Source organism: Clostridium sp. Marseille-Q5894 (assembly GCF_946902305.1).
Taxonomy (GTDB): Bacteria; Bacillota_I; Bacilli_A; order Erysipelotrichales; family Coprobacillaceae; genus Thomasclavelia.
The window spans coordinates 146,810-172,421 of record NZ_CAMPPT010000005.1 but is presented as its reverse complement, the minus strand read 5'-3'; the positions used below and the strand labels follow the sequence as shown (position 1 = coordinate 172,421).

Genomic DNA, 25,612 nt, shown 5'->3' with positions numbered 1-25,612 from the left:
CTAAATCTATTTTTCATCAATTATTGTCTTTATTGGCAAATCAAATCTTTCTACTGGCAGCTTTTCTACTTGTTGAAAGGTAAATGCTAAACCAATTACCTTGCCTTCATAATCTTTTAAATAGCGATCATAATAACCCCCACCATACCCTAAGCGATTATGGTCTTTATCATAAGATACGATTGGAACAATCAATAAATCGATATCTTTTTTATTAACTAATTTATCATTATCAGGTTCTAAAATACCATAATTACCTTTTTTTAATTCTTTTAATGAATTGATCGTATAAAAATTCATTTCATGATTTTCGGTTTTAGGTACACAGATTTTCTTTACTGCCAGCATTTCTTTGATCAAAGAAATAGTATTAACTTCATTTCTAAAAGACACATAAATACCAATAGTTTTAGCGTTGATAAAATCAGAATTCTTTTTTAACTTAGAAATAATAAGATTAGATTTGGTAAGATATTCATCACTACCTAAATCTAATCTTGCTTGAATCATTTTTTTTCGTAATTTTGCTTTATCCAATTCCTTGATCTCCAAAATCCAATTTTATCAACTGATTTAATTCAACAGCATATTCCATTGGTAATTCTCGCGCAAATGGTTCAATAAAGCCCATTACGATCATTTCCATTGCTTCTTTTTTCGTTAGACCTCTTGACATCAAATAAAACAACTGTTCTTCAGAAACTTTTGATACTGTCGCTTCATGTTCAATAATTGATTCATTATTTAACATCCAGTTAACTGGTACCGTATCACTTGTAGAAATATCATCAAGAATCAAAGTATCACATTCAACTTTGCTTTTAGCGTTATAAGCTTTTTTACCATGCTGGACCATTCCGCGATAATTGACTTTTCCACCACGACGCGATACCGATTTAGAGACAATACTGCTTGAAGTATTTGGTGCTAGATGAATCATCTTTGAACCAGAATCCATGATTTGATTTTCACCCGCTACAGCAATCGTAATACATGATCCTTTAGCCCCTTCTTCCATTAAAACACAAGTAGGATATTTCATCGTTACAGCACTACCGATATTTCCATCGACCCATTCCATCGATCCATTTTTAAACACTTTAGCTCTTTGCGTAACAAGATTTAAAATATTGTTTGACCAGTTTTGAATCGTTGTATAACGACATTTAGCTCCTTCTTTAACAATGATTTCAACTACTCCAGCATGTAAAGAGTCTTTTGAATAACTAGGTGCTGTACATCCTTCAACATAATGAATATCGGCACCCTTATCAACAATGATCAAAGTTCTTTCAAATTGAGCCATCTGCTCAGAATTAATTCTAAAATATGATTGTAATGGTTTTTCTAATTTGACTCCTGGAGGTACATAAATAAACGATCCACCAGACCAAACAGCACCATTTAATGCTGAAAATTTATTGTCATTATAAGGAATAACCGTATCGAAATATTCTTTAAATAATTCCGGATATTCTCTTAAACCACTATCAATATCTAAGAAAATAACACCTTTTTCATTAACCTCTTTTAACATATTATGATAAACAACTTCTGATTCATACTGAGTACTTACTCCAGATAAATACTTTTGTTCTGCTTCAGGAATACCTAATTTATTAAAAGTTTCTTTGATCGTTTCTGGTACTTCTTCCCACTTATTTGTTTGTTTATCACTAGGACGAATATAATATGTATATTCATCAAAATCAACACGACTTAGGTCAACGCCCCACGTCGGCATTGGTTTATCCATGAAACAGCGATATGATTTTAAGCGATATTCCAGCATCCACTCTGGCTCATTCTTGATTTTAGATATTTCTGTAACAATTTCTTCATTGATTCCTTTAGGTGTTTTGAATACTGAAACATCACCATCATTGAAACCATATGCGTACTCTTGATCTGGAATTTCATTTTTTATATCAGCCATATGTTCCCTCCTATTCTTGATCGAGAATTTGCTTGATTCCTGTCCATCCTAAAGTTGCACATTTGATTCGATTAGCCTGTTTATGAGTATTCATAAATACGATTGCTTCTTCAAGAATCTCAGGATCATAATCTTTTTCATATATCATATTATAATAATTTTCAATAATTTCTTTAGCTTCATCGACTGTTTTACCAATCAATAATTCTGACATGATCGAAGTACTAGCAGTACAAATAGCACAAGCCTCACCATCAAAGCGAATATCTTTGATAACTCCATCTTCAACCAATGCCTGAACATCAATATCATCTATACATGTTTCTGAATCCATGTTTACAGACTTATAATTATCATCATCGACTAAACCATGATTACGTGGTGATTCATAATGATCCATAATTATTTGTCGCATCATCATACTATCCAAAGAAGGCATCTAAAAAGTCATCTCCTTTCTTACATACCTCGATAAATTTATCAATTTCTTCAAAAGTATTATAAAAATAAAATGAAGCCCTAAGTGTCTGGCTAACATCTAAAAACTCATCAAGAATCTTAGCACAATGTTGTCCGGCTCTAATAGCAATTCCATATGTATTAAATAATGAAGCGCCATCCTGACTAAAAACCCCTTTAATATTAAAAGCGATTGCACCATGACCATTAGGATTATATACTTCAATATTATCTAATTCTAATAATTTTTCAACGGCATATTTTCTCAATTCCAGCTCATATTTATGAATATCATCCATTCCAATACTCATCAAATATTCGATTGCTGCTCCTAGTCCAATAACACCCTCAATATTCGGTGTCCCAGATTCGAATTTTGCTGGAGGTGTCTTTAATTTGACATTTCCACAACTTTTATATCGGGCGTTGCTGCCTCCGCCCCAGCGAGTCGGTTTCGTTTCTTCTAGTAAATTATATTTACCATAAAGGATCCCAACTCCTGTAGGTCCACACATTTTATGACCAGAAAAGACCAAAAAATCTAGATCCAGATCTTTAACATCTACTTTTTGATGAGGAACGCTTTGGGCACCATCGACACAAACGATGATTCCTCTTTCATGAGCAATCTTACAGATTTCTTTAATTGGACTATCATAGCCCAAAACATTAGTAACTTGAGCAATTGAAATGATCTTGGTCTTATCAGTAATTGCTTTCATTACATTTTCAACTGTTAAACGACCATTATCATCTAAATCAATATATTTAATTACACTGCCCACACTATCACAAACTTCAAACCATGGTAAAGTATTTGAAGCATGTTCAGCTACCGTCAGTAATATTTCATCACCTTCATTTAAATGTGTCATTCCATAACCAAAAGCAATCATATTTAAACCATCAGTCGTTCCGTATGTATAAACAACTTCATGATGATCACAATTAATAAATTTAGCAACGATTTTTCGCGTTCTTTCATATTGCTCATCAACATCATGCGATAAATCATAATCACCACGATGAGCATTGCCAGAATAATTCGTTAAATAATCGCATACAGCATCAATTACACATTGAGGTTTTAAAGTCGTAGCTCCATTATCAAAATAAATTAACGGTTTTCCATGCATCATAGTGCCATTTAGCATCGGAAAATCTTGACGAATTTTTGTAATATCAAACATTAAATTCCCACCTTTTCTCTTAGTGTTTCATTAAATAATTCTTTTAATTCATCATTATCAATAAATTCTAGTACTGGAATAAAATACCCATACGTAACTAGATGCATGGCATCTTCCTTACTTAAACCTCGTGACTGTAGATAATATAAATGTTCTTCATCGATTTTACCAACACTAGCTCCATGACTAGCTTTGACATCATATTCATCGATATATAAATATGGATTAGCTTTTGCGTTGCAGCCTTCATCAAAAACAATGATCTTATTTGTTTGATGACTGTTTGACTGACGATTTCCTTTTTTTATCGTCCCAATTCCATCAATGATCAAATTTGCTTTATTTTTTACAACACCATAATTATCCATGATACCTGTAGTATACGGCGCTTCATGAACTAATGATAATGTAAGATGTTTCTTCTCTTCACCTCTAGCAAGTGCTGCTAAACGCACCGTTGCATTGGCATTTTCTTCAATTAAAGCATAATTGATATTTGTATCGATACTGTTATTTGATAATTCAACATATGCACACTTAACACTACTATCACGTTTTATTTGGACATTTTCAACAATATTTGTTTTAACTTCTATATTACTTTGGTTATCAACATATCTTAATATATTACTATTTTCTAATATTTCAATATTTTTAATGAATTTAGCATCCACTTTAAAATCATACGTTTCTACCAATTCCAATGATCCTTTGATCGATAGATCGATTTTGTAATTTCCTGTTTGATCAATCAGGTAAATAATTTGTAATGATCCGGCATCATCAACAATGATTTTATTATCGATTATTTTGATTTTATCATTACTTTTATGACTTACAATTGTACCATTTTGAACTACTAAATAATTTCTAATATCTTGTAATTGATTCATTATTTAATTTTCATTCTTTCTTTATTGGCACAGCTTTCAAGTAAAATCGGTTTCTTTTCATTAGTTGCTATTTCAACCCCTAATTCTTTTACCCAGTCATAACCTTCTTGATCAATTTTTTCCACTACTTCTTTTCCACCACTTAAAATAATTTTTCCATCGACTAATACATGAACATGACTTGGTGATACCAATTCAAACAAACGTTCATAATGGGAAACCATTACACAACCAAAATCATCTGATTTCATTTCATTGATTGCATTAGCAACAATTTTTAAAGCATCTACATCTAAACCAGAATCAATTTCATCTAATAATGCAATCTTAGGCTGTAACAATTTCATTTGTAAAATTTCATTACGTTTCTTTTCACCACCTGAAAAACCTTCATTTAAATAACGATGAGCCAAATTTTCATCCATATTCAAATCAGCGATGTTTTTTTCTAATATTCGTACAAATTTAAATAAAGATACTGGTTTTTCTTGATGGGCATTCACTGCTGCTCTTAAAAAATCTGAAGTCGTAACACCAGGAATTTCTTGAGGATACTGCATTCCTAAAAATATCCCAGCCTTGCTTCTTTCATCAACGCTCATTTTTAAAACGTCGTTTCCATCTAAATAAATACTTCCCTTTGTAACTACGTATTTAGGATGTCCCATGATAACTGATAATAATGTTGATTTACCATTACCATTAGGTCCCATAAGGGCATGGATCTCACCAGTATTTATTGTTAAATCAATCCCTTTTAGAATCTCTTTTTCACCAATACTCACATGCAAATCTTCTATTTTTAAAGTTGACATATCTAAGCCCCTTTCTATTTCTAACTAATTCTACTAAATAAGTTACTAAAAAACAAATAAAATGATAATTATTAATAAATTTTTTTCTTTTCTAAAATAGAAACCCATTTCAATTTATATTATTACCAGATTGTGGTATATTTATATGTAATGGAGGTGTAAAAATGGAACTTTTAAATAAATTTTTACGTATTATTTCCTCAAAAAAAATCACGCATACGTTATTAAATTTAATGATCGTATTAGCAATCATTCTTTTGATTATTTCCACCAGTGATTTATGGAGTGGTGTTATTAATGTCGTCTGGTTAGTTTCACGACCGTTTATCATTGGCTTTACGATTGCTTTTGTTTTAAATCCTTTGATCAATTTTGTTGATAAATATGTAAAAAGACGAAATATCTCTGTCATATTAATATATTTAGCGTCTTTAGCGATTTTAATTTTAATTATTTCACTTGCAGTGCCAATGATTTATGATAGTATTTCTGAAATGTTTCCAGCATTTAATGCGGGATTAAAAGAAATCGGTGTTTTTGTTCAAGATAATTTTAATTATGATATTTCATCTTTGACTAGTTATATTCAAAATATTGTTAGTGAATTTTTTAATGATTCTACCGTTTTAGATACAACGATAGATGTTTTAAATCAAGTATTGATAAATGTAACTAATATCTTGATTTACATAATTTTAGCTATTTATATGTCTAGTACATTTAATCATATTCGTCAAACAATAAAAAAAATTACTGCGAGAATCGATCATCAGCTACCGGGATATTTAAAAGAAATTGATTTATCACTAGTTCAATATGTTAAAGCATTTTTTATTGGTGCAATTGCCCAAGCTATTACAGCTATGTTGATGTATTTATTGATTGGCCATCCTAACTGGTTGATTTTAGGATTTGTTTCTGGGGTAAGTTCCATCATTCCTTATGTTGGACCAGTTACAGCTAACTGTTTAGGTTTAATTACTTCTTTAGGAATGGGGACGACTACGATTTTTGTTTTATGCATTTTGATCTTTATTCAATCGATCGTCATGTCTTACATTATCACACCTAAAATATATTCCTCACGAATTGATTTAAGTATTATGTGGGTTCTTTTTGGAATTTTATCTGGTTCATCTTTATTTGGCATGTTAGGAATGGTTATTGCGATGCCTTTATTAGTAAGTGTAAAAGTGACTTATCAGGTCTACAAAGAACACCACCAGGATAAATTATTAATTTGATACACTTAGTGTATCTTTTTGTTTGAATTTCAAAATAATATGTATTATATTATTTTCAGGTGATGAATATGGAAAAAGTTAATAATGAATTATCAAAAAAAATAAAACGTATTTTTCCACCCTATTTTAAAGAAGAACTATTTAATTGTATAACTCATGGCATTATGGCCTTTATCATGCTTGTCTTGATTCCAGTTTGTGCTGTATATGCTTATATTAAAGGTGGAATATTGCAATCATTTGGTGTTAGTGTTTTTACCATTTGTATTTTCTTAATGTTTTTAGTATCAACTCTTTATCATGCGATGGATCATGACAGTTCCCATAAACAAGTATTTAGAATTTTAGATCATATTTTTATTTATTTTGCAATAGCAGGAAGTTATACTCCAGTTGCTTTGTGTTTGATTAAAGGATACCAGGGAATTATCATTTTAATTATCCAGTGGGTCATGGTATTAGTTGGCATTTTATATAAATCTATCTCAATAAAAAGCCTTCCTAAACTTTCTTTAACGATTTATTTGGTGATGGGATGGACTGCAATATTATTCATTCCATCAATCATTAATAATTCTAGTGCCATTTTTCTATGGCTGATCGTTGCAGGAGGGATTATGTATTCAATTGGAGCTTTCTTTTATGCGAATAAAAAGATTCCTTATAACCATGTTATTTGGCATATTTTTATTTCAATAGCTTCGATCTTACATTTTATTGCTATCGTTTTCTATATTTAAGGGATGTCAAAACTGACATCCCTTTTCATTAACACATATTACAGATAATAACTAATAATATGAATAAAACTAATACTAAAGTAAAAGAGTTATCTTGGCAAGCCATTGCAATCGCCTCCTTTTATAAACAATAGATACCGACAATAACTAAAATAATGAATAAAACATACATATGAACATTTTTGCATTTACAGTTACTCATCTATTTCCCTCCTACCACCTACATATTATAAATTATGTTAAAATAACAATTGCTAGTGTGTTTTTGCCTATTTTATTGAAATTAAGTAAAGAAAATAGTATAATCATATCGTTATGGAAAAGATAAGGAGGAAAAATATGAAATTAGGAAAATATGCTGCTGCTTTAGTAGTAACTAGTTTCTTATTAACTGGATGCGGTAATTCCAAAACAGTTAAAGAGGATGGGAAATATGTAGTTGCCTCTTTAAGCAAAGATAAAAAAGATAAAAATATCTTTGCTGATGATATCTTTGAGGATATCACTAATACAACTAGTGGTAAAAGTGCTTTTTTTGAGGCTGTTTTACAACAATTGATGGATGACAAATTCCCTATTGATGATGACATGGAAACAGATGCTAAAAGAACAGTAGATCAAATTCAAGCATACTACGAAAGCCAATATGGGGATAGTGCTGAGGAACAATTAAATACTATTCTATCTTCTAGTGGTTATGCATCATTAGATGCTTATCGTGAAGCAATGGTTAAAGCTTATCAAAAATCTAACTTCTTACTAGATTATGTAGAAAATAATTTTGATGAAGTTTTTGATGACTACTACACACAATCAAGTCCTCGTGAAGCAAGCATTATCAAGGTCGCTATGACTGATGTAGATAATCCAACTGAAGCTGAAAGCACAAAATTGAACGAAGTAGCTGCTTTGATTTCTTCAAGCAAATCATTTGGTGATATTGCAAAAGATTATTCTGATGATACTGCTACTAAAATGAATAAAGGTAGTTTAGGTGTTATTGATAAAACTAGCAGCATTAGCAGCACTTATGGCAGTGATGTAGAAACTAAGATTTTAGCATTAAATGAAGGAGAAACAAGTGAAGCTATCAAAGGTAGTGATGGTTATTATTTTGTAACTGTAACTAACACAGACAAAGATACAATAAAAAAATCACTAAAAAAGGATCTATCAATAGATAGTCCATTGATTTCTTATGATTTGTATCTACCATATATTGCATATCAATCATATGATGTAAAATATAGCGATGACGATGTTGAAAAACTTGTAAACAGTATTATCGAAGAAGCGTTAAAAGAACGTGAAACTAGTAGAGGAGGAACTGAGTAATGAAGAAAAAAATATTTCCATTAATGGTTGCTGGAACTTTATTAGTAGGATGTGGTTCTTCTAGTGCTGTAAATTATTCAAGTGAAGTAAGTGACGGTGACAAAGCAGTAATTACTATTGATGATACCAAAATTAATAAAAACGAAATATATCATTATTTATTAGAACAATATGGAAGTTCTGAAGTTTTATCTTTAGCTCTTACTTATATTGCAGATCAAGAAATCACTGATGAAGATGCCATCAAAGCTAAAGTCGATGAAAAAGTTGCTAGTACAAAAGAAAATATATCTACTTCTTTAGACGAATATGCAAAACAATTAGGTTATGCAGATGAACAGGCTTATATTGACGGTATCGTAACTGTTGGCGTTAAACAAGAAATGCTTAAAGAAAAATATATTGATGAAAACTATAAAGCTTTAGTTAAAGAATATAAACCTAAGTATTTAAAAATCATTACAGTTGATACTGAATCTGGGGCTTTAAGTTTGATCGATCAAATCAATGAAGGTGCTGATTTTGATACTGTTATGAATGAAAACAGTGGTAGTGATGCTGGAATGGTAACTACTGAGTCTACTAGTGTTGATTCTAAAATTATTGACAAATTAGATAAATTTACTAAAGATGGTTTATATAGTAAAGTAATTAAAACATCTGAATCTAAATATGCTGTTATTTATGTCTATAATAGTGATCAAAGTGCGATTAAAGATGAAATTAAGAGTAATTTAGCTTCTATTAGTGAAATGTCAACTAAGATGGAAAGTTATTATTTAAAACAATATAATTTTGACATTTATGAAGAAGCAATTAAAGATGAAATTAAAGAAGCTAATGAAGATTATTTAGGATAAGGGTTTACCCTTATCTTTTTTATATGTTAAAATAAATTTATGGAGGACGTATTTATGGAAAATTGTATTTTTTGTAAGATTGCAACAAAAGAAATACCTGGAAAAGTTATTTATGAAGATGATATCTGTCTGGCTTTTTTAGATTTAAGTCAAACTACCAATGGTCATACCTTGGTTATTCCTAAAAAACATTATAAAAATTTTTTAGAGGTTGATGATGATACTTTAGCTCATTTATCAAAAGTCACTAAAAAACTTGCTAAAAAAATCGTTACCAATTTGAACGCTCAAGGAGTAAATATCCTTACTAATGCAAATGAAGCTGCTGGACAAACTGTGATGCATTTTCATATTCATATTATACCTCGTTATGACCAAACAGACAAAATTGAAATTAATTTTACAGATCGCAGTAATGATATTGATCTTGACGATATTTTAGCTAAAATAAAAAAATAACTTATCTTATAAAAAAGATTATTTTTAGTTGTGATTTATAGGTGGATTTTCCACCTTTTTAATAATATAAATATTTTTCCAAATCTAAAATTATTATTTCAAATTTATTTTTTACACTGATCTCTATCTACTATCAATAGTTTCAAAATAAAAAGATATAGCCATGGTTCTTACTCAATAATGAGTAGTTAAAAATAAGAGATTTCAAAAATGATTATATTTAATAATCATTTGAGAAATCTCGTTTTCTCATATTTACCCTAAAGTAAGAAAGAACCATTTCTATATCTTTTTTAATTCATTTTTGGTTTATAAAAAGCTCTATTTTCTAAGGCGAAAACTCTTTTTGAAAAATTTCCAGGTTCTACTGTTTCTAGTGCCTTTTCCAGCATATTGATTCTTGCATCCATATTATCAATTAAATAAACGATTTCTGCTTCTTTTATCTGTGGCAACACTGGTGATCCAAATTCATTTTTACCATGATGTGATAGAATCATATGTTGAAGTAATGTTACTTCTTCACCTTCAATATGCATCTTATCAGCTGTTTCCTTGATCATAGCCTGTGAAATTGAAATATGCCCTAATAATTTACCTTCGATTGTATACTCAGGAACAACTGGTCCACTTAACTCCACTATTTTCCCTAAATCATGTAAAGTGATTCCAGCAAATAATAAGTCCTTATTTAATGTAGGATACAAAGTATATAAAGCATCGGCAATTTTCAACATACTATAAGTATGGTGAGCTAATCCTGATACATACTCATGATGATTTTTACTTGCAGCCGGATAAATAGTTAATTTATCAATATGTTCTTCAAAAATAGCTTTAACCAATTGATTTAATTTTAAATTATCAATACGATCAATATATTTTTTTATTTCTTTAATTAGTTCTTCACCAGTTTTTGGAGCGCTTTTTAAATATTTTACTTGTTCTTGAGGATCATTAGAAGCAACATGAATTTTAATGATCTTCATTTGACGATCTTCGTTATACTTAATTATATCACCTTTTACTTGAACAACAGTGCCCATGATAAGTTTTTCTACTTGTTCATTAGTAGCATTCCAAAGTTTAGCATCAATTGATCCACTTGTATCTTGTAAAGTGATACTCAAATAAGTTGATCGATTGGCCCCATTTGTTTTTCCAGTTACAACACGATTTATCAAGGCTTCAACAACAACCCCTTCATCTCCTGGTTTTAAATCCTTTATTTTATTCATCATTTAAAGCTCCTTCTTCATTTAACAATTCTTTAATATGCTCATAATTGTAACCTTTTCTTAATAAAGTATCAATTATTTTTTCTTTTAATTGATTCCCATGATATTTTTTTATATATTTCTTTTTTTGCTTTATAAATTCTTTTTCTAAAGTTTTTCGCTCTTTTTGATCATCAAAATCAAAATCATAATCAGCTAAAGCTCTTTCAATAGTTTCTGCGGTAAATCCTTTGATATAAAGTTTATCACGAATCTTTTTTAATGTTGCTTTATAAGAAAAATTATTATTACGATTATAATAAGCATCGATTATATTTGTTGCAGCATTATACTCATCATCATGATCATTTTCTTCAAGACAACGATCAATAATTTCACTGCTGATACCATAATTACGTAAATTATATATTGCTTTATTTAAGCCAATACCTAAGCGTGTGCAGCGTTTTAAATAATTTAGGGTATAAGCCTCATCATTAATTAAATTCTTTTCTTGCAGCAATTCTAACGTTGCATCAAGCTGAGTATCATCATAATCACCATTATCCATTAATTTTTTCTTCATTTGATTATAAGTATAATCTTTTACTGTTAGTAGCTTTAATGCCTTATTATACGCCCTTGAGACTTGTTCATAATCTTTTATAATATCAAAAATTTCTTTATTGATTTCTTTACCTGGTTCTAATTTATAAGCTCTAATAACTTTATCGCTAACTTCAACAATTATCTCACTTTCATCAAATAAAAAAACAACTTCATTACTACCTTTTTTTATTGGATAAATTGACTTAACAGTATAAGTATAATGTTTTAAATTAATTGCTCTTTGATATACATCTAGCACTTTTTCATAAAATACTTCACTACTAAATTTCATCGCATTCAAATAGGCTTCTTTTGCCATCTTTGAATTATCACTATTTATCATCTTTAATAAAATACTAACTAATTCATTTGTTTCTTTAAAGAAATAGCCATTTACACCATCAATAATGACATTTTCTAAATTTTGATCATAACGAGCAATTACTGGTATTCCACTTGCCATTGCTTCTATATATGTCAATCCTTGAGTTTCTGTAATTGAAGCAGAAACAAAAACATTTGAAAGATGATAATAACTTGGAACTTCATTACTAGGTTTTGGACCAGTAAAGACTACATATTTACTTATATGATCATCTTTAACTAATTCTTTTAATTCTTCAAGCTGTGGACCTCCACCTACGATCAAACACAACACATTATCATTTTCTTTAACAACTTCTTTCATTGCATCTATTAACACGTCAATACTTTTCTCTTTTGCAATTCGACCTAAAAATGTGATAATAAATTGATCATTGATTCCATACTGTTGTTTAATTTGATTGATCAATGTTTCATTTTTATTTTTAGGATCAAATTTATCTAATTCCAATCCCGTTGGAATAACATGCATCTCCTTATTAAGACCATATTTCCTTAACGCGTCCTCTGTTTTTGTAGATGGAACAATCAATTCTGTGCTCTTATCACCATAAAATTTACTTATTCGGGTAATCGCTTTTTTTATCAATCCATCAATTGCTGTTGAATTAACAGGATTTACATAATGAGAGTAATCTGCCCACATAGTATGATAAGTATACACAACAGGAATATTTAATGATTCACCAACTATTCTACCAAATATTCCTATTCCAAATTCTGTTTGAACATGAATCACTTCAATGTTCATCCCTTTTATCTCACGCATTCCTTTAAATGAATAAATATTACAAGCTCGATATCCATATAATGCCTGAATTTCTAATCCTGGAACCCTTAAAATATTATCATCAGGGTCATCCAAATAATCGCTTTCACTTGGTAATTCACTTGTAACTACAACAACTTCATGACCGTGTTTAATCAACTCATCTCGCAAAATTTTAGTTGAAGTAGCTACTCCATTTATATCTGGTATATATGTATCTGAAAAAATAGCTATTTTCATAATTTTACTCCGTTCTATTTATCTCTTTATTAACTGCAAAAATTAAACCACCAATAATCAATCCTAAATAATATGTAATAAAACGCCAAATCAGCATTGTCGTGGGAGTTCCAACTGCTCCCAGTAATGGTGAAAATAACATAAAATACACCCCTTCACTACCTCCACTAGCCCCTGGAATAGGCACAAAAGCTGTAATCATATACACAAACGAACAAATACCTATAAAATTAGGTAATTGTTTTATTGATACATCTATATGAAGAGCTTTGGCCGCAAAAAAAGGGATACTATAAATAATTATTAGTTTAAAAAGATTTATTATTGATGATTTTATTAAAATATTTTTATTGCGCTGTAAAATATTCAATTCTTCTCTAAAATTTTCTAATGACTTCGAAATTTTAAATACAGTATCTGTATAATTCTTTACAATACGAATTTTGCTTAAAAATTTTATGATATTATTACAGATAAAATTTTGAAGTTTTTTAGATTTAGCACCTAAAAATAATCCTGCAATAACAAAAAAATTAATTAAAAAACCAATTATAGCTAATGAAAAAAACTCACTATATATAGAACTATAAATACTATATTTAAAAATCATAATCACCGCTGTAAATAAAACAAGAATACTTTGATATACAATAAAAGCCATTAATAAAATACTTGCCGAATTCGTCGGCTGGATTCCCTGACGATTAAAAATATATACTTGTGCGAATTGTCCACCACTAGAAAAAGGTGTAATTCCATTAAAAAAAGTACCCGAAATAGCATTTACAAATCCCTGCTTATAACGATAATCTTTTTTGTATAAACGACCAAACGTATATAAATTTAAACCATCAAGAACAAAATATACTCCCATCAAGATAAAGGAAAATAAAATCCACATCGGAGAAGCCGACATCAGCGCTTTCAATGAAGCTTGTAGATCATCCTTCATTGTTAAATAAATAACAGCTGCTCCTAATATTAAAATTAATAAAATATTAAAAACATATTTCTTATTAGATTTCTTATCCATAAAATCACCTCAAATTAGAGTCTAAGTGTTTCTTCATATACCTCTAATAATTCTTTTCCGATTTTTGACAGTTCCCTTTGTTTAGCTACCTCATAACCTTGATCAACCAATGAAGGATACTCACCTTCAATCATTTTATTAATAATATCAACAAAATCATCAGTATCATTACCTTTATAACAATTAACACCATCTTCTAACCAATCTGAAAATACTGGAATATCACGCAATAAGACATTACACTTGCATGCCAAAGCCTCTAACACAACAATTCCTTCTGTCTCTTCTCGTGATGGGAAAAAAAAGATATTACTTCTTCCGTATGCACCTTTGATTATATCGCCACTAACATATCCAGGTAAAATCACATTATCAGGCAAGTTATCCAAAAGATCTTTTATCTTCTTAGTTGGATGAGATAATTTGACATCTCCAAACCACATAAATTTATAACTAGGTAATCTTCTAGCCACTTCAATAAAAGTATCAAAACCTTTACGTTCAAATAACCAGCCAACCGAGATAATTATTACATCATTATCTTCAATACCAAACTTATTTTTAAATAAATCTATTTGTTTATTAGTAGGATTAAATTGTGACAAATCTACTCCATTAGATATAGCACTAATTGGCAATGTGATTCCATAAGATTCTAATATTCTTTTTGAATATGGTGTAGGTGTAATTATATGATCACCCTTAGTATATAAACTAATCAACCATTTTTTATATATACCTGATACTGAATTTGAAAACATAAATGAATTTCTAAAATCTTCTTCTGTACTATGCGCATGATACACTATTTTCTTATTATTTTCCCGTGCTTGATTAATCATTTTAATACTATCAGGCCAAACAGTATTAATATGTAAAATATCATAATCTAGATCTGCTTTATCAACTGTATATGAAATACCATTTAATTCAAGGGCTTTTTTCTGATGAATAAAAGCACGTCCAATTCCCGATTTTTTTATCGTATCTTCCTGTCCAAAATATAATTTAATTTTCATTTTATCACCATGGATATTATACTACAAATCGTTAAGTATTAAAAGAAATAATATATTCACTGTATAAACAAAAAAAGGATACCCGAGGTATCCAAAATAAAAAAAGAACCGGCAGCTTGCTATTTTCGCACCGCAGTACTATCTTCGCCGTTATGATGCTTAACTTCTGTGTTCGGTATGGGTACAGGTGTGTCCATCATGCTATCGCTACCAGATCTCTTCTCTTTAAGCAATTCCTTTCGAGAATCACTCAAAACCGGATAATAGTTCCTTCCATTTGCTCGTCTCCAACCTTCTCTTTAGGTTAAGTCCTCGACCTATTAGTATCAGTCCGCTTAACATGTCGCCATGCTTACACTCCTGACCTATCTACCTTATCGTCTTTAAGGGGTCTTACTCACTTGCGTTTTGGGAAGTCTCATCTTGAAGTGGGTTTCACACTTAGATGCCTTCAGCGTTTATCCCTTCCATATTTAGCTACCCAGCTGTGCCACTGGCGTGACAACTGGTGCACCATTGATATGTCCATCCCGGTCCTCTCGTACTGAGGACAGATCTTCTCAAACTTCCTACGCCCACGACAGATAGGGACCGAACTGTCTCACGACGTTCTGAACCCAGCTCGCGTACCGCTTTAATGGGCGAACAGCCCAACCCTTGGAACCGACTTCAGCTCCAGGATGCGATGAGCCGACATCGAGGTGCCAAACCTCCCCGTCGATGTGAACTCTTGGGGGAGATCAGCCTGTTATCCCCAGGGTAGCTTTTATCCGTTGAGCGACGGCCTTTCCATTCAGCACCGCCGGATCACTAAGCCCGACTTTCGTCCCTGCTCGACTTGTTGGTCTCGCAGTCAAACACCCTTTTGCCTTTGCACTCTGCGCTTGATTTCCATCCAAGCTGAGGGTATCTTTGGGCGCCTCCGTTACTCTTTGGGAGGCGACCGCCCCAGTCAAACTGCCCACCTGACACTGTCCCGTCACCAGTTTATGGCATCCGGTTAGAACTCCAATACACGAAGAGTAGTATCCCAACAGCGACTCCTCACACACTGGCGTGCATGTCTCTTCGTCTCCTACCTATCCTGTACATCCTGCATCAAAGTCCAATATCAAGCTGCAGTAAAGCTCCATGGGGTCTTTCCGTCTAGTCGCGGGTAACCTGCATCTTCACAGGTACTAAGACTTCACCGAGTCTACAGCTGAGACAGCGCCCAAATCGTTACGCCTTTCGTGCGGGTCAGAACTTACCTGACAAGGAATTTCGCTACCTTAGGACCGTTATAGTTACGGCCGCCGTTTACTGGGGCTTCAATTCAGTGCTTCGCTTGCGCTGACACATCCTCTTAACCTTCCAGCACCGGGCAGGCGTCACCCCATATACGTCGTCTTTCGACTTAGCATAGAGCTGTGTTTTTGGTAAACAGTCGCTTGGGCCGTTTCACTGCGGCTCATATCTCTATGAGCACTCCTTCTCCCTAAGTTACGGAGTCATTTTGCAGAGTTCCTTAGCTATAGTTCTCTCGCTCACCTTAGGATTCTCTCCTCACCCATGTGTGTCCATTTTCGGTACGGGTTACTGTATGATTAGCACTAGAAGCTTTTCTTGGAAGCTTGCTTCACGCTCTTCTGTACTCGCCTTAGCTTTCCATCCGCTTCACGCCTTCGCCTTTCGACAACCGGATTTGCCTGGCTGTCAGCTACCTCGCTTGCACCTGCTTTTCCAGCTCCAGGATGCGCTAGCCTGCTCCGTCACTCCTTCATTCATACCGTAAGTACAGGAATCTCTACCTGTTGTCCATCGACTACGCCTCTCGGCCTCGCCTTAGGTCCCGACTTACCCAGAGCGGACGAACCTTCCTCTGGAAACCTTGGGTTTTCGGTGCGCGGGATTCTCACCCGCGTTCCGCTACTCACACCGGCATTCTCTCTTCTATACGCTCCACTGCTCCTTCCGGTACAGCTTCTCCGCCTATAGAACGCTCCCCTACCACTTACATCTCTGTAAATCCATAGCTTCGGTAATATACTTAGCCCCGGTAAATTATCGGCGCAGAGTCATTCGACTAGTGAGCTGTTACGCACTCTTTAAAGGATGGCTGCTTCTGAGCCAACCTCCTAGTTGTCTGGACATCTCCACATCCTTTTCCACTTAGTATATATTTTGGGACCTTAGCTGATGGTCTGGGCTGTTTCCCTTTTGACAGTGGACCTTATCACCCGCTGTCTGACTGCCGAGCCTGTCTCTGTGACATTCGGAGTTTGATTATATTCAGTACCCCGGGATGGGGCCATCACATATTCAGTGCTCTACCTTCACTTGACCTCTCTCTCGACGCTAGCCCTAAAGCTATTTCGGGGAGAACCAGCTATCTCCGAGTTCGATTGGAATTTCACCCCTAGCCACAACTCATCCGCCAACGTTTCAACGGGGGTCGGTTCGGTCCTCCATCGGGTTCTACCCCAACTTCAACCTGGTCATGGCTAGATCACTCGGTTTCGGGTCTACGACATGCAACTTTCGCCCTCTTAAGACTCGCTTTCGCTTCGGCTCCGCATATCCTGCTTAACCTCGCTCCATATCGTAACTCGCCGGTTCATTCTACAAAAGGCACGCTATCACCCTTTAACGGGCTCTAACTTCTTGTAAGCATATGGTTTCAGGTTCTCTTTCACTCCCCTCCCGGGGTTCTTTTCACCTTTCCCTCACGGTACTGGTTCACTATCGGTCACAGAGTAGTATTTAGCCTTGCCAGATGGTCCTGGCTGATTCCGACAGGATTCCTCGTGTCCCGCCGTACTCAGGTGCTGTCTCAAGCTTCCTCACTATTTCGACTACGGGGCTCTCACCCTGTTTCGCCGGACTTCCCATTCCGTTCGTCTATAATGTCTTCTTGCTCTTTCTCGACAGTCCTTCAACCCCGATCCTTGGATCGGTTTGGGCTCCTCCCCTTTCGCTCGCCACTACTTAGGGAATCATTTCTTTATTTTCTCTTCCTTCAGGTACTTAGATGTTTCAGTTCCCTGAGTCTCGCCTCTCTGAAGCTATTTTTTCACTTCAGGATACCCGGTCTCTACTCCGGGTGGGTTCCCCCATTCGGATATCGACGGCTCTTCGCATGCTTACTGCTTACCGTCGCATTTCGCTGTTTGCTGCGTCCTTCTTCGCCTCTCTGTGCCTAGGCATCCGCCATACGCTCTTTCTTACTTTACCTATTGGTGTTCTTGATCACTTTACTATTTACTTTCGTCTCTTCAGTGATTCTTTTCTTAGTTTTCGACTTCTCTAGAAAGACCTCAATAATCTTCTTATCTCGATCTCTTCTTTTCTATCGCAAATTTCTTCTATTATCCAGTTTTCAATGATCTCTTTTAAGCAATACTCCTCCTGAGCATCACTCAAAACTAAACAGTATTAATGAAACTTCACTTCTCTTCTTTCTCCTTAGAAAGGAGGTGATCCATCCCCACGTTCCCGTAGGGATACCTTGTTACGACTTCACCCCAATCATCAATCCCACCTTAGACAGCTCCCTCCTTGCGGTTAGGCCACCGGCTTCGGGTGTTATCAACTCTCATGGTGTGACGGGCGGTGTGTACAAGGCCCGAGAACGTATTCACCGCGACATGCTGATTCGCGATTACTAGCGATTCCAACTTCATGTAGTCGAGTTGCAGACTACAATCCGAACTGAGAATGGTTTTCTGGGTTTCGCTCCACCTCGCGGCTTCGCTTCCCTCTGCTCCATCCATTGTAGCACGTGTGTAGCCCAGGTCATAAGGGGCATGATGATTTGACGTCATCCCCGCCTTCCTCCAGCTTGTCACTGGCAGTCTCGCTAGAGTCCCCAACTTAATGATGGTAACTAACGATAAGGGTTGCGCTCGTTGCGGGACTTAACCCAACATCTCACGACACGAGCTGACGACAACCATGCACCACCTGTATCCCATATATCTATCTCTCCATCTCTGGAGCCTTTATGAGTATGTCAAGACCTGGTAAGGTTCTTCGCGTTGCTTCGAATTAAACCACATGCTCCACCGCTTGTGCGGGCCCCCGTCAATTCCTTTGAGTTTCATTCTTGCGAACGTACTACTCAGGCGGAGTACTTACTGCGTTAACTGCAGCACTGAGATTTGACTCCCAACACTTAGTACTCATCGTTTACGGCGTGGACTACTAGGGTATCTAATCCTATTTGCTCCCCACGCTTTCGGGACTGAGCGTCAGTTGCAGGCCAGATCGTCGCCTTCGCCACTGGTGTTCCTCCATATATCTACGCATTTCACCGCTACACATGGAATTCCACGATCCTCTCCTGCACTCTAGCTGCCCGGTTTCTATGGCTTACTGAAGTTAAGCTTCAGTCTTTCACCACAGACCCTTGCTGCCGCCTGCTCCCTCTTTACGCCCAATAATTCCGGATAACGCTTGCCACCTACGTATTACCGCGGCTGCTGGCACGTAGTTAGCCGTGGCTTCCTCATAAAGTACCGTCACTCGGATACCATTCCCTGTATCCGCCTTTCTTCCTTTATAACAGAAGTTTACAGTCCGAAGACCTTCCTCCTTCACGCGGCGTTGCTCGGTCAGGGTTCCCCCCATTGCCGAAAATTCCCTACTGCTGCCTCCCGTAGGAGTCTGGGCCGTGTCTCAGTCCCAGTGTGGCCGGTCACCCTCTCAGGTCGGCTACGCATCGTCGCCTTGGTGAGCCGTTACCTCACCAACTAGCTAATGCGCCATAAGTCCATCCTCTACCAGTGCCTTGGCACTTTTAATAAACTTACCATGCGGTATCTTTACCTATGCGGTCTTAGCTATCGTTTCCAATAGTTATCCCCCTGTAAAGGGCAGGTTACTTATGTATTACTCACCCGTTCGCCACTCGGGCATTGCTGCCCGCGTTCGACTTGCATGTATTAGGCACGCCGCCAGCGTTCATCCTGAGCCAGGATCAAACTCTCCATTGTCTCTTTATCTTTACAATCTTTCGTTTGTTTAGCTCTTCTTTTTCTCTTCTATCCGTTTCCGGATCCTTCTTTGACGTGTGTTTCTTAATTCTGTTTAGTTTTCAATGATCTCTCCACTTTTCTCAAGTGCATTAACATTCTATCACTATTATTGGTGAATGTAAAGAATTTTATTCTTTTTTTTTACAAATTTGTTAAAAAATATCTTTTATAATAAAATCTAAGCTAAAATAAAGCTCATTTTACTTCAAATTCCCTATTTTTTAGATGATTATTAACATAACGATAAAACATCTGTATTTTTAATAATATATCTTTTCATTCACTTTGTAATCTAAAATCTACTACTTATGTAAATTATACTAAACTCTACAAAAAAAGAGACTGCTGTCAAATCTTGTTTAGATAAACAACATTTTCTTTCAGTCTCTTTAATTTATTTTTTAAACCATTCTATTTAAACGCATCCGACGCTTTTTAGCATCAGCTAAACATTTGTCCATTAATTCTTCAGCATGAACTGGGTTGACTTTTGATAATTGTGCAAATCGATTTTCAGATAATAGGAAATCTTTAAATTTATCAAAGTCAGGTTCTTTAGAATCTATTTGTAACGGATTCTTTCCAGCATCTTCTAAACGTGGATCATATCTTAACAAGTTGAAATATCCACAAGCCACAGCATCTTTTTGCTGTCTTTGATGATTAGCTAGACCACCTTTGATTCCATGTTCCATACATGGTGAATAAGCAATAATTAATGATGGACCATTATATGATTCAGCCTCTTTAAATGCTTTGATAGTTTGCATTGGGTTGGCTCCCATTGCAACTTGAGCAACATATACATGACCATATGCCATAGCAATTTGTGCTAAATCTTTTTTAGCTACTGTTTTACCACCAGCTGTAAATTTAGCAATTGAACCAGCTTGTGATGATTTAGATGATTGTCCACCAGTATTTGAATACACTTCAGTATCCAATACTAAAATATTAACGTTTTGATCACTAGCTAGAACATGGTCTACACCGCCATAACCAATATCATATGCCCAACCATCACCACCGATGATCCATTGTGATTTACTTACTAAGTCACCTTCTTGACTTAATAATTCTTTAATACCTTCATTTTTAGAAGCAACGATCAATGGTAACATTTTATCAACGATTGCTCTTTCTTGTTCACGATTACCCTTATTTGCAACATATTCATCTAATAATGTTTGTAATTCAGGTTCACAATCCGCTTTATTAGCATCAATAACACTTAATAAATGATTTGTTTTATAATTTTCAGCAAGCTTCATTCCAAAACCATATTCAGCATTATCTTCAAATAATGAGTTAGCCCATGCTGGACCTTGTCCATTTTTATCAATATTACATGGTGTTGAAGGAGTAGAACCAGTATAGATAGAACTACATCCCGTAGCATTAGCAATCATCATATCCTTACCAAATAATTGTGATGCTAAGCGATAATATGGTGTTTCTCCACAGCCACCACATGCACCTGAAACTTCAAAGTATGGTCTCATAAAACCAACACCTTTTACTGTAGTTAAAGGATATTTATCAGCTTTATAAGCAACATGTTCATACATATGATCTGCTAATTTAGCATGTTTTAATTCTTCTTTCACCGGTACCATTTCAAGAGCTTTTTCGCCTTTTTTACCAGGACATTCAGTTACGCACAATCCACAACCAACACAGTTATCAGGTGAAACTTGAATTCGATATACTAATCCATCAACATTTTTACCCATTGGTTTTAAAACATCATCACTGATATTTTCTGGTAAGTCTGCCATTTCTTCATCATCAATCAAGAATGCTCTGATTGTTGCATGTGGACAAACCATTACACAGTTATTACATTGAATACAGTTTTCTTTTTTCCAACGAGGCACTTCAGTAGCGATAGCTCGTTTTTCTTTAATAGCAACTCCAGATTTCATTGAACCATCTAATTTATCCATAAATGCAGAAACTGGTAAATCATATCCATCTAATTTATTAATTATAGATACAAAATTATCAAAATGTTCATCACCAGTTCTTTCACGGCGACTAGTTACCGTCAAATCTTTCCAGCTTGGATCAACTTCAACTTCAACAATAGCGTCTTTACCAGCATCAATAGCTTTATAATTTAGTTCTACAATGGCATCACCTTTTTTACCATATGTCTTTTTAGCCATTTCTTTCATATATGTAATAGCTTCATCAATTGGTAAGATTTGTGGATTTAATGCAAAGAATGCAGATTGAAGAATCGTATTAGTTCTTCTTCCCATACCAATTTCATGAGCAATCTTATTAGCATTGATAATATAGAATTTAGCTTCTAGATCTGCCAATTGTTTTTTCAATTTGTTTGGTAAATAATCTACGATCTCACTTTCATTAAATTCAGTATTCAATAAGAAAGTTCCACCTTTTTTTAGATTCTTTAACATGTCATATTTTAAACAATAATTGTCTAGAGAACAAGAAATAAAATCAGCATTATTAACATAATATGTAGCTCTAATTGGACTATGTCCAAATCTTAAGTTAGAGCGAGTCGCTCCACCAGCCTTTTTACTATCATAAGCAAAATATGCTTGAGAATATAAATCAGTATGATCTCCGATGATTTTAATTGCTGATTTATTCGCTGAAACTGTCCCATCTGATCCTAAACCATAGAATAAACATGCTGTATAATCAGCTTTAACATTAAAATCAGGATCTTCTTTCAACGATAAATTTGTCACATCATCATTAATACCAATTGTAAATGATGTAAATGGATCATCTTGCAATAAATGATCATAAACTGCTTTAATTTGTCGTGGTGTAGTATCTTTAGAACCCATTCCATAACGTCCACCAACAATTGTTTTAACATGGTCTACATCTTTCAAAACACTACATACATCTAAATATAGTGGCTCACCTGTAGCTCCCATTTCTTTAGTACGATCTAACACAGCAACTTTCGCTACTGTATCTGGTAAAACATTCAATAAATATTTTGCAGAGAATGGTCGATATAAGTGCACTTTAATTAACCCTACACGATCACCGTTTCGACTCATTTCATCAATTGTTTCTTTAATTGTTTCAGTCACTGAACCCATTGCAATAATTACTCTTGTTGCATCAGGAGCACCATAATATGTAAACGGTGCATATTCTCTTCCCGTAATTTCAGAAATCTTTTTCATATAATCAGCAGCAATTTCAACTACTGCTTCATAATGTTTATTTTGTGCTTCACGTCCTTGGAAATAAATATCATCATTTTCTGCCCCACCACGTTCAATAGGGTTAATATGTGGATTTAAAGCACTCTTTTTATATCTTGCAAGCGCTTCACGATCTAACAAACCTGCAAGTACATCATAATCCATAACTTCAACTTTTTGAATCTCGTGTGATGTTCTAAAACCATCAAAGAAGTGCATTACAGGAACAGATCCTTTGATCGCAGTTAAATGAGCGATTCCTCCTAGATCCATAACTTCTTGAACAGAATGTGAACAAATCATTGGCATCCCAACTTGACGACAAGCATAAATATCTTGATGATCACCAAAAATATTTAATGATCTAGTTGCAAGTGCACGAGCAGATACATGGAATACTCCAGGTAACAATTCACCTGCAATCTTATATAAATTAGGAATCATCAACAATAGTCCCTGTGACGCTGTAAAAGTCGTTGCTAATGCCCCACCTTGTAAAGCCCCATGAACAGCACCTGCAGCTCCTGCTTCTGATTGCATTTCGATTACATTAACTGGTGAGCCAAAGATATTTTTCTTTCCTTGAGCAGCCCACGCTTCTGCATTTTCAGCCATCGGAGATGAAGGTGTAATAGGATAGATACTTGCTACTTCTGTAAACGCATAAGCCACATGCGCAGCAGCAGTATTACCATCCATTGATAAAAACTTTTTAGCCATTTTTTAAATCCTCCTTTTGCATAAATACATTATACTACGGCAATTATTTATTTGCTAGTTATAAATTGCCAAAACCGCCATTCAATTAAAAAGTATTCAATTGTCTTAATCTTTTAAAGCCATATATGAAGCCACTGCTCCAAATAAATATATAACAGTATTCAAAAAATCTCCTATAAACATATACTTCACACAAAACATAAACATATTTACTAATATCTGTATATTAAAATATGGCAGTACAATGCACATATAAATAGTTTGAGCAAAAATAATTCCTAAAACAAAAGTTACAACAGACATAATAGCTAGTTTTTCCCCACTTTTATTCAAAACTCTTCTAATTGCTCGAGCCTGCAATATTCCAACGATAATTGAAAAATATGAGAAATTAATACCTATTTTAGCTATTATCCATTCCATGATTATTCCCAAAACAGCTGTAACGATCAATCCCACAACTACAGCTATCAAATAATCTTTACCATAAACTTTTTCATCATTATGCTGATTAAAAAACGCCTGAGCTTCTTTTCTTTCCTTATAATCGTTGTATTTATCCCTAATTTTCATCATTATTTACCTTTTACAATTGTTTCAATATATTCTTGAACCTTATCTTTTAAATCATCACGATTTAACGCAAAATCAATCGTCGCTTTGATAAAACCAAATTTATCACCAACATCATATCGAATTCCTTCAAAATCATACGCATAAACAGCTTGAATATCCATCAAACGTTTTATTGCATCGGTTAATTGAATTTCACCACCAGCACCTTTTTCCTGAGTTTCTAACAACTCAAAAACTTTAGGAGTTAAAACATAACGTCCTAATACCGCCATATCACTAGGAGCCTTATCTACTGCAGGTTTTTCAACCATATCATTTAATTTTACCAGTCTTCCTGCACTCTCAACCGGATGTGATTTAGAAGGACTGACGATTCCATATTTATTTACCTCATTATGATTAACTGTCTGCACTCCCACAACTGAAGCCTCTTTGCTCATATAAGCATCGATCAATTGTTTCAAAGACGGTTTACCATTTTCATTTACTACAATATCATCACCTAATAATACCGCAAATGGTTCATCACCAATAAATGATTTAGCACATAATACCGCATGTCCTAATCCTTTTGGTTCTTTTTGACGAATATAATAAATATTTGCCATACTTGCAATATCCTGAATCATTTTAACCTGCTCAACTTTTCCAGCCTCCATTAAACGGGCTTCTAATTCATAAGATTTATCAAAATGATTCTCCATTGCATGTTTATTAGAATTAGTGATAATTAAGATTTCTTCTATCCCACTATCGACCGCTTCTTGAATAATATATTGAATTGTTGGTGTATCAACAATTGGTAACATTTCTTTAGCTAATGCTTTAGTTGCTGGCAAAAATCTTGTTCCTAATCCAGCTGCTGGAATAATCGCTTTTCTAACTCTCTGTTTCATCTT

The 25,612-nt window shown here is 34.2% G+C and carries 19 protein-coding genes and 3 rRNA genes; 5 read left to right on the top strand and 17 right to left on the bottom strand.

Annotated elements, in window-relative coordinates:
• Positions 1-6: 6 nt before the first annotated feature.
• Genes OC535_RS09350 through sufC form a run of 6 tightly spaced genes read right to left on the bottom strand, consistent with a single transcriptional unit; the run spans position 7 to position 5,293 of the window.
• Positions 7-537 (bottom strand): 5-formyltetrahydrofolate cyclo-ligase, encoded by a 531-nt coding sequence (locus tag OC535_RS09350; RefSeq protein WP_227053229.1) that lies wholly within the window; start codon positions 535-537, stop codon positions 7-9.
• Positions 530-1,936 carry a Fe-S cluster assembly protein SufB gene (gene sufB, locus OC535_RS09345; protein ID WP_024722259.1) on the bottom strand — a complete coding sequence of 469 codons (1,407 nt, stop codon included), beginning with the start codon at positions 1,934-1,936 and terminating at the stop codon, positions 530-532. Before sufB ends, OC535_RS09350 begins: the two co-directional genes overlap by 8 nt.
• Before the next feature lie 10 nt (positions 1,937-1,946).
• Positions 1,947-2,375 carry a Fe-S cluster assembly sulfur transfer protein SufU gene (gene sufU, locus OC535_RS09340; RefSeq protein ID WP_024722260.1) on the bottom strand — a complete coding sequence of 143 codons (429 nt, stop codon included), beginning with the start codon at positions 2,373-2,375 and terminating at the stop codon, positions 1,947-1,949.
• Positions 2,359-3,585, bottom strand: a complete 1,227-nt coding sequence (locus OC535_RS09335; RefSeq protein WP_498823647.1) for an aminotransferase class V-fold PLP-dependent enzyme — start codon at positions 3,583-3,585, stop codon at positions 2,359-2,361. The genes sufU and OC535_RS09335 overlap by 17 nt, the downstream gene beginning before the upstream one ends.
• Positions 3,585-4,478, bottom strand: coding sequence for a SufB/SufD family protein (locus tag OC535_RS09330; protein WP_024722262.1), 894 nt, complete (start codon positions 4,476-4,478; stop codon positions 3,585-3,587). Before OC535_RS09330 ends, OC535_RS09335 begins: the two co-directional genes overlap by 1 nt.
• The gene (sufC, locus tag OC535_RS09325) at positions 4,478-5,293 is read right to left on the bottom strand and encodes a Fe-S cluster assembly ATPase SufC (protein ID WP_498823646.1); all 816 of its coding nucleotides are present in this window, start codon (positions 5,291-5,293) and stop codon (positions 4,478-4,480) included. Before sufC ends, OC535_RS09330 begins: the two co-directional genes overlap by 1 nt.
• 164 nt (positions 5,294-5,457) lie before the next feature.
• Here sufC and OC535_RS09320 point away from each other — a divergent pair, with 164 nt between their 5' ends.
• On the top strand, positions 5,458-6,537 hold the full coding sequence (locus tag OC535_RS09320; protein ID WP_024722264.1) for an AI-2E family transporter: 1,080 nt from the start codon (positions 5,458-5,460) through the stop codon (positions 6,535-6,537).
• A gap of 68 nt (positions 6,538-6,605) precedes the next feature.
• Positions 6,606-7,277: a PAQR family membrane homeostasis protein TrhA gene (gene trhA / locus OC535_RS09315; protein ID WP_498823645.1), complete on the top strand. Its 672-nt coding sequence runs from the start codon at positions 6,606-6,608 to the stop codon at positions 7,275-7,277.
• A gap of 28 nt (positions 7,278-7,305) precedes the next feature.
• Here trhA and OC535_RS09310 read toward each other — a convergent pair whose 3' ends face one another.
• Positions 7,306-7,383, bottom strand: a complete 78-nt coding sequence (locus OC535_RS09310) for a YjcZ family sporulation protein (protein WP_081721172.1) — start codon at positions 7,381-7,383, stop codon at positions 7,306-7,308.
• Positions 7,384-7,616: 233 nt separating this feature from the next.
• Between OC535_RS09310 and OC535_RS09305 the strand changes: the two genes are divergently transcribed.
• Genes OC535_RS09305 through OC535_RS09295 form a run of 3 tightly spaced genes read left to right on the top strand, consistent with a single transcriptional unit; the run spans position 7,617 to position 9,931 of the window.
• A complete protein-coding gene (locus OC535_RS09305) occupies positions 7,617-8,612 on the top strand; it encodes a peptidylprolyl isomerase (protein WP_024722265.1) in 996 nt (331 codons plus the stop codon).
• The gene (locus OC535_RS09300) at positions 8,612-9,472 is read left to right on the top strand and encodes a hypothetical protein (RefSeq protein ID WP_024722266.1); all 861 of its coding nucleotides are present in this window, start codon (positions 8,612-8,614) and stop codon (positions 9,470-9,472) included. Before OC535_RS09305 ends, OC535_RS09300 begins: the two co-directional genes overlap by 1 nt.
• Before the next feature lie 54 nt (positions 9,473-9,526).
• Entirely contained in the window at positions 9,527-9,931 is a 405-nt protein-coding gene (locus OC535_RS09295) for an HIT family protein (RefSeq protein ID WP_227053233.1), read from the top strand.
• A gap of 293 nt (positions 9,932-10,224) precedes the next feature.
• Here OC535_RS09295 and OC535_RS09290 read toward each other — a convergent pair whose 3' ends face one another.
• The 10 genes from OC535_RS09290 to galU form a co-directional block, all read right to left on the bottom strand.
• Entirely contained in the window at positions 10,225-11,169 is a 945-nt protein-coding gene (locus tag OC535_RS09290; protein ID WP_227053234.1) for an HD domain-containing protein, read from the bottom strand.
• Positions 11,162-13,150, bottom strand: coding sequence for a glycosyltransferase (locus OC535_RS09285; protein ID WP_498823644.1), 1,989 nt, complete (start codon positions 13,148-13,150; stop codon positions 11,162-11,164). The genes OC535_RS09290 and OC535_RS09285 overlap by 8 nt, the downstream gene beginning before the upstream one ends.
• Before the next feature lie 4 nt (positions 13,151-13,154).
• Complete coding sequence (locus tag OC535_RS09280) at positions 13,155-14,183, bottom strand: lysylphosphatidylglycerol synthase transmembrane domain-containing protein (RefSeq protein ID WP_227053236.1); 1,029 nt, start codon at positions 14,181-14,183, stop codon at positions 13,155-13,157.
• 14 nt (positions 14,184-14,197) lie between these two features.
• Positions 14,198-15,202 (bottom strand): LTA glycolipid anchor biosynthesis glycosyltransferase, IagA/BgsA family, encoded by a 1,005-nt coding sequence (locus OC535_RS09275; protein ID WP_227053237.1) that lies wholly within the window; start codon positions 15,200-15,202, stop codon positions 14,198-14,200.
• Positions 15,203-15,308: 106 nt separating this feature from the next.
• Positions 15,309-15,417: ribosomal RNA gene (rrf, locus tag OC535_RS09270) — 5S ribosomal RNA — on the bottom strand.
• A gap of 85 nt (positions 15,418-15,502) precedes the next feature.
• Positions 15,503-18,415, bottom strand: a 23S ribosomal RNA gene (locus OC535_RS09265).
• Positions 18,416-18,650: 235 nt separating this feature from the next.
• Positions 18,651-20,175: ribosomal RNA gene (locus tag OC535_RS09260) — 16S ribosomal RNA — on the bottom strand.
• The 16S, 23S and 5S rRNA genes sit together here, the layout of an rRNA operon.
• Positions 20,176-20,618: 443 nt before the next feature.
• The gene (gene nifJ / locus OC535_RS09255) at positions 20,619-24,137 is read right to left on the bottom strand and encodes a pyruvate:ferredoxin (flavodoxin) oxidoreductase (protein ID WP_227052915.1); all 3,519 of its coding nucleotides are present in this window, start codon (positions 24,135-24,137) and stop codon (positions 20,619-20,621) included.
• Between the two features lie 105 nt (positions 24,138-24,242).
• Complete coding sequence (locus tag OC535_RS09250; RefSeq protein WP_227052914.1) at positions 24,243-24,710, bottom strand: ARS2 family protein; 468 nt, start codon at positions 24,708-24,710, stop codon at positions 24,243-24,245.
• Positions 24,711-24,712: 2 nt separating this feature from the next.
• On the bottom strand, positions 24,713-25,609 hold the full coding sequence (galU, locus tag OC535_RS09245; protein WP_498823643.1) for a UTP--glucose-1-phosphate uridylyltransferase GalU: 897 nt from the start codon (positions 25,607-25,609) through the stop codon (positions 24,713-24,715).
• Between the last annotated feature and the right edge of the window lie 3 nt (positions 25,610-25,612).